At 43.9% G+C, this 14,916-nt stretch carries 11 protein-coding genes; 6 read left to right on the top strand and 5 right to left on the bottom strand.

The window, feature by feature from the left end; all coding sequences use genetic code 11:
- Window positions 1-20: 20 nt before the first annotated feature.
- Window positions 21-392, bottom strand: coding sequence for a DUF7793 family protein (locus tag RIG68_RS20060; protein ID WP_350126331.1), 372 nt, complete (start codon window positions 390-392; stop codon window positions 21-23).
- A gap of 129 nt (window positions 393-521) precedes the next feature.
- Here RIG68_RS20060 and RIG68_RS20055 point away from each other — a divergent pair, with 129 nt between their 5' ends.
- Entirely contained in the window at window positions 522-2,954 is a 2,433-nt protein-coding gene (locus RIG68_RS20055; protein ID WP_350126328.1) for an aminotransferase class I/II-fold pyridoxal phosphate-dependent enzyme, read from the top strand.
- A 4-nt stretch (window positions 2,955-2,958) separates the two neighbouring features.
- On the opposite strand, the gene RIG68_RS20050 is transcribed toward RIG68_RS20055, so the two are convergent.
- The 3 genes from RIG68_RS20050 to RIG68_RS20040 form a co-directional block, all read right to left on the bottom strand.
- Complete coding sequence (locus tag RIG68_RS20050) at window positions 2,959-4,656, bottom strand: response regulator (RefSeq protein WP_350126325.1); 1,698 nt, start codon at window positions 4,654-4,656, stop codon at window positions 2,959-2,961.
- A gap of 343 nt (window positions 4,657-4,999) precedes the next feature.
- Window positions 5,000-6,712, bottom strand: a complete 1,713-nt coding sequence (locus RIG68_RS20045; protein WP_350126322.1) for a PAS domain-containing hybrid sensor histidine kinase/response regulator — start codon at window positions 6,710-6,712, stop codon at window positions 5,000-5,002.
- A gap of 38 nt (window positions 6,713-6,750) precedes the next feature.
- On the bottom strand, window positions 6,751-9,183 hold the full coding sequence (locus RIG68_RS20040) for an aminotransferase class I/II-fold pyridoxal phosphate-dependent enzyme (protein WP_350126319.1): 2,433 nt from the start codon (window positions 9,181-9,183) through the stop codon (window positions 6,751-6,753).
- 37 nt (window positions 9,184-9,220) lie between these two features.
- On the opposite strand from RIG68_RS20040, the gene RIG68_RS20035 reads away from it, so the two are divergent.
- The 5 genes from RIG68_RS20035 (at window position 9,221) to RIG68_RS20015 (ending at window position 14,116) form a co-directional block, all read left to right on the top strand.
- Window positions 9,221-9,673 (top strand): DUF7793 family protein, encoded by a 453-nt coding sequence (locus RIG68_RS20035; protein WP_350126316.1) that lies wholly within the window; start codon window positions 9,221-9,223, stop codon window positions 9,671-9,673.
- Window positions 9,674-9,697: 24 nt separating this feature from the next.
- Window positions 9,698-10,180 (top strand): YkgJ family cysteine cluster protein, encoded by a 483-nt coding sequence (locus RIG68_RS20030; RefSeq protein ID WP_350126313.1) that lies wholly within the window; start codon window positions 9,698-9,700, stop codon window positions 10,178-10,180.
- Between the two features lie 114 nt (window positions 10,181-10,294).
- Window positions 10,295-11,149 carry a DUF6089 family protein gene (locus RIG68_RS20025; RefSeq protein WP_350126310.1) on the top strand — a complete coding sequence of 285 codons (855 nt, stop codon included), beginning with the start codon at window positions 10,295-10,297 and terminating at the stop codon, window positions 11,147-11,149.
- A gap of 172 nt (window positions 11,150-11,321) precedes the next feature.
- Window positions 11,322-13,748 (top strand): penicillin acylase family protein, encoded by a 2,427-nt coding sequence (locus RIG68_RS20020; RefSeq protein WP_350126307.1) that lies wholly within the window; start codon window positions 11,322-11,324, stop codon window positions 13,746-13,748.
- Window positions 13,745-14,116, top strand: a complete 372-nt coding sequence (locus RIG68_RS20015; RefSeq protein WP_350126304.1) for a hypothetical protein — start codon at window positions 13,745-13,747, stop codon at window positions 14,114-14,116. The genes RIG68_RS20020 and RIG68_RS20015 overlap by 4 nt, the downstream gene beginning before the upstream one ends.
- A 55-nt stretch (window positions 14,117-14,171) precedes the next feature.
- Here the strand turns inward: RIG68_RS20015 and RIG68_RS20010 are convergent, their stop codons facing one another.
- On the bottom strand, window positions 14,172-14,852 hold the full coding sequence (locus RIG68_RS20010) for an ABC transporter ATP-binding protein (RefSeq protein WP_151998560.1): 681 nt from the start codon (window positions 14,850-14,852) through the stop codon (window positions 14,172-14,174).
- Window positions 14,853-14,916 lie beyond the last annotated feature (64 nt).

Below are 14,916 nucleotides of genomic sequence, written 5' to 3'. Positions count from 1 at the left end.
CCTTTTTTTTTTGCACCAGCCTACTTGAATTTTTTAATGTACTCGAGTGCTTCTTCAATCGAGCTGAACATTTTTGTCGGCACATCAGGCTTACTAACCTTCAGATAAAAGTTAGCCATAAACTCGTATGCCGGTGAGTCAACCACAAGGGCCACGGCGTCCACCAGAGAAGATCCCTCTTTCGCAAGAAAGTCTCTGGCAACCTTATCTACATCTTTTAGCCCCCGTATATCACACAAAACGGGGTATGATTTGCCCTTCTGAATAGTTTTTCTATCTTCAACCACCTTCCTGGCTGCATCCAGATTTAACTCAGTATTGGGTTTGTAGATAAAATGCAGAATCCCATCTTTCAAAAAAAAGCTAGCAAACTCATTTTCTATCTTGTCCATTGATCAATCGCAAACTACTAATAGTCAAATTCTTGAGGAAAAATACATAATTTCTGCACCTCTCTTCTTATTAAAATGCAAATATTACAATTAGCTGGTGTAATTTAGCTGGCAATCTAACTAACCCGAATGGCAAAAGTAAAACATAATAACTTAATTGATACACTTAATACCATAGCAGAGGACGCAAAATCCAGAGGCGTCATACAATTGCACACCGAAGATGAAAGTTTTACAGGTAGAACTATCAAAATAAATGGCAACGATCTTTTCCACTTCGGCACCACAGGATACCTCGGACTTGAGCAAGATCAACGGTTAAAAGATGCGGCCATCGACGCCATTCAAAAATTCGGTACGCAATTTCCCCTATCCAAAAGTTATGTTTCCCATTCGCTTTACCAGGAACTAGAAGAAAAGTTAAATCTCATGTTTAAAGTTCCCGTGCTTGTTATGAAAAATAGCACGCTTGGCCACATGGGAGTAATTCCATCGATTGTACGAGATGAGGATGCTGTAATTTTAGATCACTATGTCCATTGGAGTGTGCAGAATGCATCCCTGCTGCTAAAAAACAGAGGAGTGACAGTAGATATGATCAGGCATAATAATATGAATATGCTTGAGGAAAAAATTAAAGTACTAAGCCCTGGCCGGGAAAAAATATGGTACTGTGCTGATGGTGTTTATTCCATGTTTGGCGACACCGCACCAATTGAGCATCTAAAGACCCTCTGTGCGAAGTATCCACAGCTATACCTATATTTCGACGACGTGCATGGCATGAGCTGGGTAGGTGAGAACGGAACCGGTTATGTGCTTAACCAATACAAAGAACTGCCAGAGAATGTATTCCTTTTCAGCACACTCAGCAAGTCGTTTGGCGCAAGCGGAGGCATACTGGTTTCTTCCAACCTGCCCTACTTCAATAAGGTAAAAAACTTTGGAGGACCGCTCACTTTTTCTGCTCAGCTCGAACCGGCATCTGTTGCAGCTGCCATTGCCTCTGCCAAGATTCACCTCAGCCCTGAGATCGTTGAGATGCAAGCAGAATTGCGTGGCAAAATAGACTATTGCAATGATTTGTTGGCGCAGACGAATCTACCGCTGGTAGATAGAAATGACTGCCCGGTTTTCTATATCGGAGCAGGCGCACCTGCCGTGGGCTATAATTTTGTCAACAAAATGTATGATGCCGGTTTCTATGGCAACATGGGAATTTTTCCTGCTGTACCGGTAAAGAAAACTGGCATTAGGTTTACAATCTCCCGGCATAACCATCGTGAGGACATTGAGCAGTTGGTGTCTGCGTTGAACGAAAACTTTCCGAAGACATTGGAGGAAGAGCGTTATTCGATGAACAGCATACGAAAGATTTTTGACCTTCCGCTCATTGAAAAAGAAAACAAAGTCGTAGCCAGGAAAACAGAGACACTGACATTAGAAACCTATGGCTCTGCTAGGGAAATTGACGCCAAAACCTGGGACAAGTACTTTGGAGGAGAGGGCGTTTTCAATCATGCCGGGCTTCAGTTTCTTGAGAAGACCTTTACTGATAATGCAGAGAAGGAAAATAACTGGAGGTTCTTTTATCTACTCGTTCGTGACGAACATAAAAAAGTGATAGCTGCTACCTTTTTCACTTTCGCTCTTTGGAAAGAAGACATGTTGGCTCCGGCTTCCATTTCAAAGGAGTTTGAAGAAAAAAGAAAAACAGAGCCCGACTTCATGGTCTCTACTGCGCTAATTATGGGATCGCTGTTTACTGAAGGCCCTCACCTCTTTCTTGATAAAGAGGACGAGCGGTGGCGAAATGCGATGAATCTTATTATCGAAAAAGTGGAAGAGCTGGATGAGGCCCTGAAGCCTTCTTCTATCGTACTGAGAGACTTTGACGAAAGTGACACGCAAATTGAAGAGTATGTTTTGAAGAAAGGATTTTTTAAAACTACCCTACCTGAGTCATGCTCTTTGGAAGATCTGTCATGGGCAAACACAGAAGAATATATTTCAACGCTTTCCAGCAAATCCAGGAAGCATTTCAGACAAGACGTGGCTCCCTACGAAGACTACTTTGACATCGAAGTAAAGCAAAAGCTTGCGCCAGAAGAGGTTTCCCAGTTTATGAAACTGTACCAAAACGTCTGGAACAAGAACTTAGATGTCAATACGTTTCCGTTTAACAAAGGCGCTTTCGAACAGATGTCGGAAAATCCCAACTGGGAGTTTATCGTATTGAGGCTTAAAAAAGAAAAACAGGGACAAAATGAAACCGACAACCCCATTGCGGTCATGTTCTGTTTCAACAACAATAATATAACCTACGTGCCTGCATTCATCGGCATGGACTACGACTATGTGCAGAAGTATCAGACCTACAGGCAAATGCTGTATCAGACAATTGTAAGAGCGCAGTCGTTGGGCTTTAAGAAAATAAACTTTGGTTACTCCTCATCTTTTGAGAAAAAGAAACTCGGCGCCACCATTTATCCCAGGGTTGCTTTTATTCAAGCCAAAGACAACTACTCTATCGAAATGATGGGGATTATTCAAAAAAAATAAGTCGCTAAAGCTCTAAAAACCCCTTTGAAGCAACGAAAATCTCCTCCTTTGTAAATGGTTTTTTAACATGAGCATTCATGCCCGATTGAAGCGACTTTAGCACAGCTTCCTCATATGCATCTGCCGAAAGTGCGATAAGCGGCATATTATACTGCATTTTCCTGATTCTTACTGCCAGCTCGTAGCCGTCCATTTCGGGCATGTGAATGTCTATGAAGACCAAATCAAAGTCATGGATATTGATCAGGTCCAACGCACTCTGACCACCGTCGGCTACAAGCACTTTGGCACCCAAATTTTCCAGCACCCGTTTGGCAAGCTTCAGGTTGAGATCGTTGTCATCCACCACCAGTATATGATATTGTCGACTGAATTTGAGCTTCATGGTTTGCACTTCCTCTCTTGGCTTCACAATCTGTGAGTCTGCCACCTGGAGCTCCATGGTAAATGTGAATGCGGTGCCTTTTTCGAACCCAAAACTTACTGGCGGGCTTTCTACTCTTATGTCTCCTTCCATAGAGTTGAGTAAATACCTGCAGATGGTAAGTCCCAAACCAGATCCTCCATAGTTACGTGAGGTGGAGTCATCAGCCTGTGTGAAGCTATCAAAAATAACGTTTAGCTTATTGGAGGGGATACCGATACCCGAATCGATAATATCTCCCTGAATAATAGCGTAGCCGGGCCTGGCTGGCAAGCTGGTGAAATTCACATTTATACTACCAGCAACCGTAAACTTAACCGCATTGCTTATAAGGTTTCGGACTACCTGGTTTATCTTTTGAGGGTCTCCTATAAGCACTTTAGGTATAGCAGGATCAATAGTGATAGACAAATCGATCCCTTTTTCCCTGGCCAGATAGCGATAAGGATTCAAGTTTGACTTCATTATTTCTTCAAACTGAAATTCTATTTGTTCAAGCGTAAGCTTGCCTGCCTCAATCTTATTGATATCGAGAATATTATTAATCAGTTTGGAGAGGTCTTCACCGGAAGCCTTAATAAGCCTTAAGAAATTTTGCTGTTCCTCTGTAGGGGAGGTTTCAAACATCAGGTCGATAAACCCCAAAATAGCGCTAAGGGGCGTCCTTATTTCATGACTCATGTTAGCCAAAAAGCGTGTCTTGGCCTCATTGGACGCCTCAGCCCGTTCCCTTGCCTCTTTAAAAACAGAGACGTCTTTGGCAATTAGCAGGATATTGGAGGGCTGATTCTGGCTATTGAGGAGGTAGGAAAAGGTGGCTGAGTGTGGCTTAGAAAGTTCGCCGTTAAAGGAGAAGTGCAACTCATTAATCCTGCAAATATTTTTATCGCCAAGTTCAGCCCTCACCCTTTCCAGGAGTATCTGTTCATTCTCGTTTAGTAGTTCGGCTAGTGGCCGTTTAAGCAATGCACTTTCGTCACATTTAAATTTCTCCAGTGTGATCTCATTCACTTCTTCAATCCGAAAATTGACGTCAAGAATGAATAGAATATCTACTACGCCCTTGTAAATGCTTTCAAGGTAGTTTTTGGAGACCATGGAGGACTTGAGCTCTTCACCCAACATGTTGATTCCACCGACAAGGCCGTCCAATTCGTCATTGAATCCATAGCGAGGAAGCCGATATTCGAAATTACCATTGGCTATCTCATAGACCAACTGTATAATGTCGTCAATTCTGCCTTTGAGGTGATCTGGAATCTCGTGTTTCGGAAGCATCTGGCGTACGCTTTACATTTTCGACTATTTCAGTAAAAGAGATGATCCATGATATTTACCGGACACTGGTCTACGGTTAAACTCCCTCTAATTTACAATTATAGTTCGAAGGCGTTAATATCCAGCATAAATTAATGCAAAGGGAGAGAAAACCTTATAAAATCATAAAGGGGCAACTACCTGTCAGAATTTTGTAGTTGGTCGGCAAGGCCAAAACAACTCAGTATTGTCATGAAAAAACGGGCTATTGAGTACTGTTGATAACCAGGAAGAAACAGAGCCCACACCTGCTAACCTGTTTAAATACGGGCAATGTGGCGCAGGACATTGCATTGAACGCAATCTACTCTAACACATTTTTCAGCGCTTTAAAAATGGATAATTTGGTAAATGGCTTACCAATGTGGTCATCCATACCAGCTTGCCTGCTTCGGTCTATATCTTCCTTGAACACGTTGGCCGACAGCCCAATGATGGGCAAATTGTATCCCAGTCTCCTGATAATTCGTGTGGCTTGAAGTCCATCCATTACAGGCATTTGAACGTCCATTAAAATAGCATCATAGTTGTTCAACTTGAGCATCTGTACTGCTTCTTTGCCATGTACGGCGTATTCAACCGTTGCTCCAAACTTGTTCAGCACCCTCCCTGCGAGTATGCGATTCATCTCATTGTCCTCCACCACAAGCAACTTGTACTGCGATGTAAATTCCAGTTTTTCGAACTTTTCGACAGCTTCTTTTGCCGGTGATTCGGCTATATCCACAGAGAAGTTAAAATTGAACTCAGAGCCAGGGTTTTCGGCTGTGCCTATGTGAGAGGGGCTGCCAATGCTGATTTCGCCTCCCATTAGGTGAATAAGCTCTTTTACAATCGACAAGCCCAGACCTGAGCCACCAAATCTCCTTGTAATAGATGAATCGGACTGCACAAATGCCTTAAAAATATCATTTTTGACACTCTCCGGAATACCTATCCCTGTATCGGAAACACAACCTCTGATCATCGCTTGTTTACCGTCTCCCATAGGAGAAATGCCTAGGTTGACGCTTACTTTTCCTTTATTGGTGAATTTCAACGCATTTCCAACCAGGTTCACCATTATCTGATTTACACGAGTAGGATCGCAATACACATGGGAAATCTTATCAAAGTTCTCAAACTGGAGGTCAAATGCCACTCCCTTTTCGTTGGCCATGTATTTATATGGCTGAAGAGAAGAGGTCATGGTCTCTTTGAAATGAATGGGCACATAATCAAAACCGAGCTTGCCTTCCTCTATCTTATTAAGATCCAGAATATCACTTAAAAGCTTCATCAGGGTTTGCCCGGAGCTTTCAATCAATTGAAGGTACTCCTTTTGCTCATCGGTAATGCTCATCCCTATAAGGTATTCTGTAAACCCCAGGATTCCATTGAGAGGCGTCCTTATTTCATGGCTCATGTTGGCCAGGAAACTGCTTTTCATGCGATTGGACAACTCCGCCGCTTCTTTGCTTTTCTTAAGTTCAGCCTCAATCTGCTTCTGAACGGTCATGTCCTTGGCTACCAAAAGCAAGCCGGCCACCTCGCCTTTAGAATCAAGCAACATTGAAAATGACGTGCTAACCGGGATTTCCTTACCAGACTTTGAAAATACTTTGCCTTCAACATTACTCAGGCTTTTATTACTCGCCAACAATTCCATAAGCCCCATTGCATCAGTCGAGTCCATTTCAAACATCTCTGTCAAGTGCGACCCAAGGAGCTCAGATTCTTCTTTGTCAAGTAATTTGGTCACCGCCCCATTCACCCCTTGAATGATTCCTTCTTCATTCAAAATAACAACAAGGTCTACAATACCTTCGTAGATGCTCTTGAGATAGTTGCGTGATACAGTGGAGCTTTCCAATTCTTCCCCCAGCATATTAATACCCGCAATTATCGCATCTACCTCATCAAAATCATCGGAGGGAGTTTCTCTGGCATCCAAACTACCGGACGCCAGCTTAACAATTAGAGTGTTAATTCTGTCAAGCCGATCGTCAACCTGAATGGTTCTTTTTTCTAGCACCATAATGAATTTTCAAGAGAGTAACAGTTATTTTTAATGCATTAAGCCTGGCTCACAGTAACCTGCTCAATGGCTTCCATGTTGTAGTTGTCTTTCACTTGTGCAAAAGCAATCATCGGTTTAACAGTTGCCCCAAACTTCTTTTTTTCCATAGAAGCTGACAAGCCGAGTCTAAGCTTTGAGCACCCAAGTTCCTTCGCTCTTAAAAGAGTATTGTGAATGAGCTGACGGTAAGTTGAGTATTTTTCCAAATAGTCGTAGTTCATACCAAGTATCAACCCACAATAGATATCGTCCTGGTTGCGATAGTTGAAAGCGACGCCGACCATTTCACTAGTTTCGTTCAGTTCTGGCTTAAGCCTGAGAACAATAAACTCCCAACCTGCTTGCCCTGCCATCGACAAAAAGAATTTTTCTGGGTAGTCAAATGCGTTGATTGCCAGGTTTCTGTCCTTTACATTTTGAAATAACTTCTTGTATTGTCTCAACTCATCCGCCGATGGATTACTCTTTATCTCTACGTCAAAGAAGTTCTCATACGGTAGCACATCATATTTTATGTGCCTTCTCGATTTCTTGGAAAGCCCTTGAAGAAATTCTTCTCTGTCATTCCAGGCAAGATTTTTAACTATGCACGTCTCAGGGAAATCCACCTTCACATATCCCAAGTCCTGCAGAAGCTCTCTTAATTCTGCATCGTCATCATAAAAATCTCTCAGGTAGATGGAGGCAATGTTTTCCTTATCCTGTATCTGGGATAGTTTTTCAACCATCATCGTTACCGCATCTTTCCAGTTTGCATGGCTTTTGTCAAGATAAAAATGCACTCCTTCTGTTACTAGCGAGCCCATAACCATCGACCTGGAAGTCAGGTAATATGGATTGAGTTTCCTCTCGGCCTCTATCGCCCGGGACACCTCCGGCCTTGAAAACATATCGTCTTTGCACACCGTGGAGGTTAAAAAAGTAGAAAGAATGGCTTTCCCCTTACTATCTTTTATCATCAGATAGTGAAAATCCCAGTTCTCTTCGTCCCTTGGATTACCTGAAAAAGCTTTCTCAAGGTATTCGATGCCTTTGTAGTCAAACGACATGTCAGCTCTCATTAAGCTATTCCATTCAGGTTCCGAAAATTTGCCTATTGTTTTTTCATAGGTCAGCCCCAAGTCTGATTTGGCCTTTTTTATCCCCCATGCTGCACCTTCCTCAATAAGTGGGAGCCTAAACGCTTTCCTTACCTCATTGGGAGTACGATTCTCGTCCTCCAGCGCTTTGGGGTAGTGATACTCCATGGCCTCAACAAGCCCCTTAATATCTTCAAGCTTGTTATGTCTTGAAATAGTGAATCTCACACCCGTGTTTTTAACTGGCACGGCCGGGAAAACCCCAAGATTCACATAGTAGCCGTCATCCATCATTCTCTTCACAAAGTTATATCCTGTGGCGGGCATACCAGTGCCTATAAAAAAGATGGGGCATTGATTTTCTTCAACCAGAGGCAGGTTGGTTTGTGAGATCAGATAGTTGCAATAGCTGATCTTCTCAGCTAGCTCATGCTGCATAATTTTTATCTCGTCAGAGAGGTGAATCTCAGCCGATGCTATACACGCTGCCAGCATAGGAGGCTCAATCTGAACGGAGAACGTCAGTGGGCCACCAAAAATCTTCACTTTCCTTTGCATTTCTTCTTCAGGAAAAACTATCACACCTCCACTCACCCCAAAAGACTTACCCATGGTACCACAAAAGACCATTTTGTGGTGCATCCCTACCTGACCGCTAATATACCCTGACCCGTGAGGTCCGGCCCAACTCATACCATGCGCATCGTCCACGTAGAGATATAATCTGGAGTATTTTTCTGCCAGCGCCACCATTTCTTTGATGGGTGCAAAGTCGCCGTACATTGAGTATACACCATCGGCCATATACCATATACGATTGTATTTATTGCCCGCCTCCTTGATTTTCTCTTCAAGTAAGTCCATCCTGCTGTGTCTGACAATTTCAACAGAAACTCCCTTGGCTTTTAGTAGCTGCACAGCACTTTGAACACTAGCATGCACTTGCTGATCCATGATAACGAGATCATCCTCACGAATAATCGAAGGGATTACAGTAATATGGCCAATGGTGCTATTCTTGGTTAAAACAACGGGCTTGTTTTCATACATCTGGCTCATGAGCGACTCCAGCCGGGTATACAACGACGACGAAACATATGTTTTTGACATCGGAAACTGCGTGCCATAACTCATCACCGCATCGGCAACTGCCTGCTTAAGCCGCATGTCCTGCTCAAGTCCAAGGTAACCACAAGTCCCAAAATGATTTAGTTGCTGATCATTGATAGTGAGGGTGTTTCCAGTGAGAGATTCATCTTGTGAGTAAAGGTGAACTATACCTTTTTTCTTAGCGTTGGTGATAATCTCATCAATTGTGTCCAATAAATGATTGTGCCTTGTCTTTGCCATTGATGGTGGAGGATTTGTTAAAAATTTACTATCACAAATGTATTGTGCCATTAATGGGCTTATCTTTGAGAAAAATGGAAAACCCTACAGAGGTAGACTTATGATGGAGAATAATCCGAATAGTATAGGCGAGGCGTGGATTGAAAATGGAATTCTGTATGGCAAATATACCGTTGAACATATTGATCTGGACTTGGCTAAAAAACTAATAGCCTTAAGAATAGAGAAATCGGGGGACTCGACGTACCCGGTCTTTGTGGATGTGACAGATGTAAAAACGGTTAGTAAGGAAGCCAGAGAGACATTGGCCACTGGTGATGGCATTAAAAACATGAGTGCATGTGCACTTGTCGTAGGCTCTCCTGTCAATCGCCTTTTAGGCAACTTCTTTTTGAGTGTAAGCAAGCCTGGGGTTCCAACAAGACTTTTTACTTCCAAAGAGGATGCTTTGGCCTGGCTTTCCACATTTAAAAAAGAAAAAGTGGATTAGTGGGTGTTTCCTTACATTCATAAAATGGATTTAGAACGCTTCGCTTCTGACGCAATCAGCAAAAAACCAGGATTTCAGAAGTTTATTTCAAAAATTAAAAGAAAAAGAACCGCCCATTTGGACGATCTTTTTCACGCACTTCATGAAGAAGTGTTTGAAGAAATGGATTGTTTGACCTGCGCCAATTGCTGCAAGACCACAAGCCCTATTTTTATTGGTACCGATATCGACAGGATATCCAGGTTTTTGAAAATTAAGCCATCTGCGTTTACCGAAGAGTACTTAAAAATCGACAATGAGGGCGATTATGTGCTAAAAAGCTCCCCCTGCGCATTTCTGGGTGCTGACAACTATTGCTCCATATATGAAGTCCGCCCCAGGGCTTGCAGAGAGTATCCCCACACAAACAGAAAGAAGATGCACCAAATCCTGGATCTCACTATGAGAAATACCCAGGTTTGTCCGGCCGTGTTGCAAATTGTAGAAAGGCTTGAGAAAGTAATATAAATTCCGAGCACCTGTCAGGGTTAAACCATGTTCACAGGTTTATGAAAATATGGCTTAAAATGAAGGCAGTTGTCCTTAAAATGTAAAACATTTCCTATTTTCGGCCTTAGGCGTATGAAAAAAGCTATCCTCCTTGCCATTTTATTGATCCCTTTTGTGAAGGTGTCAGCCCAGAATTTTTTATCCTGGCAATACAACGACCGTTATTTCAGCCTGACTGCTGGAACCGGGCATACGCTGTATTTGGGAGAACTGAACAACAAAAAAGGGTTTCAGCAGGGGCTTTCCAACCTCAACCTTGGAGTAGAGTGCCGCTTGCTTACCCGGTGGGCAGCCAGAGCTGAGTTTGTCTACTACAATATATCGGGTAGCGACACCTATGCTGAAGACAGCAGCTTCAACAAGCAACGCAACCTTTCTTTTCGTTCGAATAATTTTGAAGGGCAATTAGGGGCTATGTATTACTTCAAGCCCTATAATAAAATCTATCACCAGAGAAGAAAGTTTGAACCGTACGCACATGTTGCGGTTGGGGTGACAACCGTAAACCCCAAAGCTCAGCTCGACGGGAAATGGGAAGCCCTCCGGCCCCTGGCGACTGAGGGTACGACCTACAAAGGAACTGCCATCGTTATTCCATTTGGTGTGGGAGTAAAAGCCAGGATTAACGAGTTCATTAACCTGGTTGGCGAAGTGGGGTACCGATATACATTTACCGACAGGCTCGACGATGTGTCAGAAAACTACGGGAGCGGTCTTTCGGGCAAAGCACTCACCCTTTCTAACAGGAAAGATGAAATAGACGAGGTAAATGAAGCTGCCTACGAGGCCATGATCCCGGGAGCAAAACGAGGAGAAGCTGGGAATGATTCTTACCTGCTATTGCAGTGGAAACTGGAATTTTACCTTCCCACACATCTTTTCAAAGGCGGTGAAAGCTGGTTCTCCAAGCCTTCTGCCTTTCATTAAAACGATAAAGCTACAAGCGACATCCTTGCTTAGTATTTCGTCGGCAATCGCCCCTGCTGTCGTTGATCAATCCATAACGACCATCTAAAAAAACATCGATCACATTTTTTGACGAATCTCTGAAGACCTTTTTAAAAGTGGCTATATTTCGACGTAGAAACCCAGCCGCAGAATGAAAGTATTTAAGTTTGTCTTTTTCACAATAATAACGATCGTTCTTGTAGTCGTTCTGAATTCCAAAAATGGTAATATCCCACCTCTGGGGAAATTCCTTAACCCGATGAGTGGCTTCTGGGCCAACAGCGAATACACCGCTATTAAGGCACCAGAGCAGCTAACTTTGGAAGGCCTGGAAGAACCTGTAAAAATATACTGGGACAAAGACCTGATTCCACACATCTTCGCTGAAAACGACCACGATCTCTACTTTGCAGAAGGATATACTATTGCCTTCCATCGGCTTTGGCAAATGGAGTTTCAGCTCTACAAAACAGCCGGTCGGCTATCGGAGATTCTCGGCCCTGTCACCTCGTCACTTGATCAGCAGCAACGAAGAAAAGGACTGGCCTACAGCGCCAGTTGGATGCTTGAGGAGGTAAAAAAAGACAAGGCCATATACGAAATGCTTCGGGCGTATAGCGATGGTGTAAATGCTTACATCGCCACACTGGACTACAAAGACCTCCCAATAGAATACAAATTGCTGAACTACGAGCCAGAGCCATTTAGCCCCTATAAAATATGCTTACTGCTCAAAGAAATGTCTGATCAGCTTTCTTCAGGGGAAGCCGACCTGGAAAACACCAATATGGTGAGGCTTCTGGGTAAAGACACGTTCAATTTCTTATTTCCTGACAGAGACTCTGGTATTGATCCTATTATTACGACGGGTACTAAGTTCGACTTCGAACCCTTAAAAGTTGCTAACCCCAACGACTCTCTACCACTTGCAAAAGTAAATCAGGTCATCAGCAAGCCCGACCCTAAGAATGGCAGTAACAACTTTGCCGTGGCTGGGAGCAAAACAGCGAGCGGCAATGTGTTGCTGGCCAACGAGCCGGATCTTGGTCTCAACTTACCCTCCATTTGGTATGCGGCACATTTGCATAGCCCCTCAGTAAATGTAATGGGCGCAGTTTTTCCTGGATCGCCTGGCATCACTATTGGGTTTACAGATTCAATCGCATTTGGATTCACCAACGCCAAGAGAGACGTGGCTGACTGGTTCTACATCCAATTTAGAAATGACGACCGTGACGAATACCTCTACGACGGCAAATGGTTGAAAACACAGAAGGTGATCGAAGAAATTACAGTAAGAGGAGAGGACACTAAGTATGACACGGTGATTTACACCCATTTTGGGCCTGTTACCTACGACCGAAACTTCAAAGGCAATGGCGAACAGGTGAATTTCGCATTTCGATGGACTGCACACGATACCTCCAACGACTTCCGTCTTTTCTACCATTTCAACCGGGGCAAAAACTACAACGACTACCTGGAGGGACTCAAACACTATTCGGGGCCTCCTCAAAACATTGTCTACGGAGATGTGCACGGCAATATTGCCATGTGGGTGCAGGGTAAGTTCCCAGTAAAATACCCCGAGCAGGGAAAATTCCTGATGGATGGGCGCCACAGTAAATACGACTGGGGGCCTTTCATTCCTCAACAGCAAAATATCCACGAACTCAATCCAGCCAGGAATTTCGTAAGCTCAGCTAACCAGCACCCGGCAGATGCCACCTACCCCTACTATGTTTACGACTACAATTACGAGCACTATAGAAACCGGCGAATTAACGACCGACTGAAAATCATGCAGGGCATTAAGCCCGAAGACATGATGAAGCTGCAAAACGATAACTACAATTACCTGGCCTACGAGAACCTGACTTTCATGCTCGACAGCCTTGACACCGGAAAAATGGTTGCCAGTACCAAGGATGTATACCAGATGCTTCGCAAGTGGGACTATTTTAGCGATCCTGAGAAAGTGGCACCGGCCTATTTTGAAGAGTGGTGGGACCAGTTTTATGCTTTGCTGTGGGATGAGTTCGACACAATGACTGTGGCGGCTTATAAGCCGCACAACTACCACACCAGTGTGCTCATGAAAAACAATCCTGCTCTCGCTTTCGCCGATGTGCTTGGCACCTCCCGCAAAGAAACGATAAAGGATATTTTGTCAATGACTTTTGCTTCCTCCCTTGACAGCGTTGACAGCTGGAAAAGCAGCCACGCTGTAGACCTCACCTGGGCTAACTTCAAGAGCACGACCATTCAGCACCTTATGCGGCTAGAGCCATTCAGTGTAACCGATGTGCAGATTGGCGGGAACCATGGCATAGTCAATGCCGCCAGCAGAAGGCACGGCCCTTCCTGGAGGATGGTTGTGGAGCTCGACAAGGCGGGCGTAAAGGCCTGGGGAGTTTATCCCGGCAGCCAAACCGGCAACCCGGGTAACCCCACTTATGCGGATATGGTCACGCCCTGGGCAACCGGCAAATACCTCAGCCTGCAATTCACATCTCAGCAGGCTGATCTTGCTGCCGATGCAACGCTGGTTCAAACGCTTAACCCTTCCAAAAAATGAAACTAATTATAAAAGTAATGCTCATTGCCGGATTGGCTTACCTGTCAGGCCTGTACCTTCCCTGGTGGGGAATGGTAGTGGTGGCTGCAGGGGTGTCGCTGGCAATTCCAACCAGCAGCTTTGGTGCATTTGTCAGTGGCTTTATTGGCGTTGGCTTGTTGTGGATGGTTATTTCATGGAAAATAGATATTGAATCACACAGTATACTTACTGCCAAGGTAGCTGCACTGTTCAAAGTGGACGATCCTATTTACCTGGTAATTGGCTCGGGCTTCATAGGTGCCATTGCTGGCGGGCTAGGGTCGCTGTCGGGCAACAGCTTCCGCCAAATATTCATCAAGAAAAAGAAAGCCAGCTTCTATAGTTAAAAAAATAGCCAGCTGCTGAACAACTGGCTACAATAGACTGCGTCTTTTTGGGCTTCTATTTTTTGTTTTGAACGTCGCTAACGATCATTCCATCTTCAAGCTTCACAATACGAGTGCCATATTCCGCATATGCCTCGTTGTGAGTTACCTGAATAATGGTCATTCCTTCTTCGTTCAGCTTCTTGAAAAGCTCCATAATATCTTTGCCCTGCTCCGAATGCAGGTTCCCTGTGGGCTCATCAGCCAGAAGCAACTTAGGTTCCCCCACAATGGCCCTGGCAATACCTACCAACTGCTGTTGCCCGCCTGAAAGTTGTTCAGGGAAGAGGTCTTTTTTTGCCACCATAGAAAAGCGGTCGAGCATTTCTGCCACCATGCTGGAGCGCTCCTTACCCTTTACTCCACGGTACAACAAAGGTGTTTCAATGTTTTCATAAACTGTCAGCTCATCAATCAGGTGATAAGCCTGAAAAACGAACCCAATATGGTTTTTATGCAGCTCAGAGGTCTTTCGTTCACTAAATTTATGAACTGGCTCATCAAGGAAATAGTACTCGCCAGCGTTTGGCTTGTCGAGCATACCGATGATGTTCAAAACGGTCGATTTACCCGAGCCTGATGGGCCCATGATGCTGACAAATTCTCCTTGTTTTACCTCCAGGTCAATCCCTTTAAGTATAAATACCCTCTGAAATTTAGAATCGACGTACTTGTCGATGTTTTGCAGTTTGATCATTATTAGTCCTTTTATTTTGAATGGTTGAGTATACGGAAATTCATATCAAAATGACGAACAATTT

Origin of the sequence: Imperialibacter sp., from assembly GCF_040222385.1 — a bacterium.
Classification (GTDB): domain Bacteria; phylum Bacteroidota; class Bacteroidia; order Cytophagales; family Cyclobacteriaceae; genus Imperialibacter.
The sequence above is the reverse complement of the archived record's forward strand: the minus strand, read 5'-3'. Positions and strand labels throughout refer to the sequence as shown.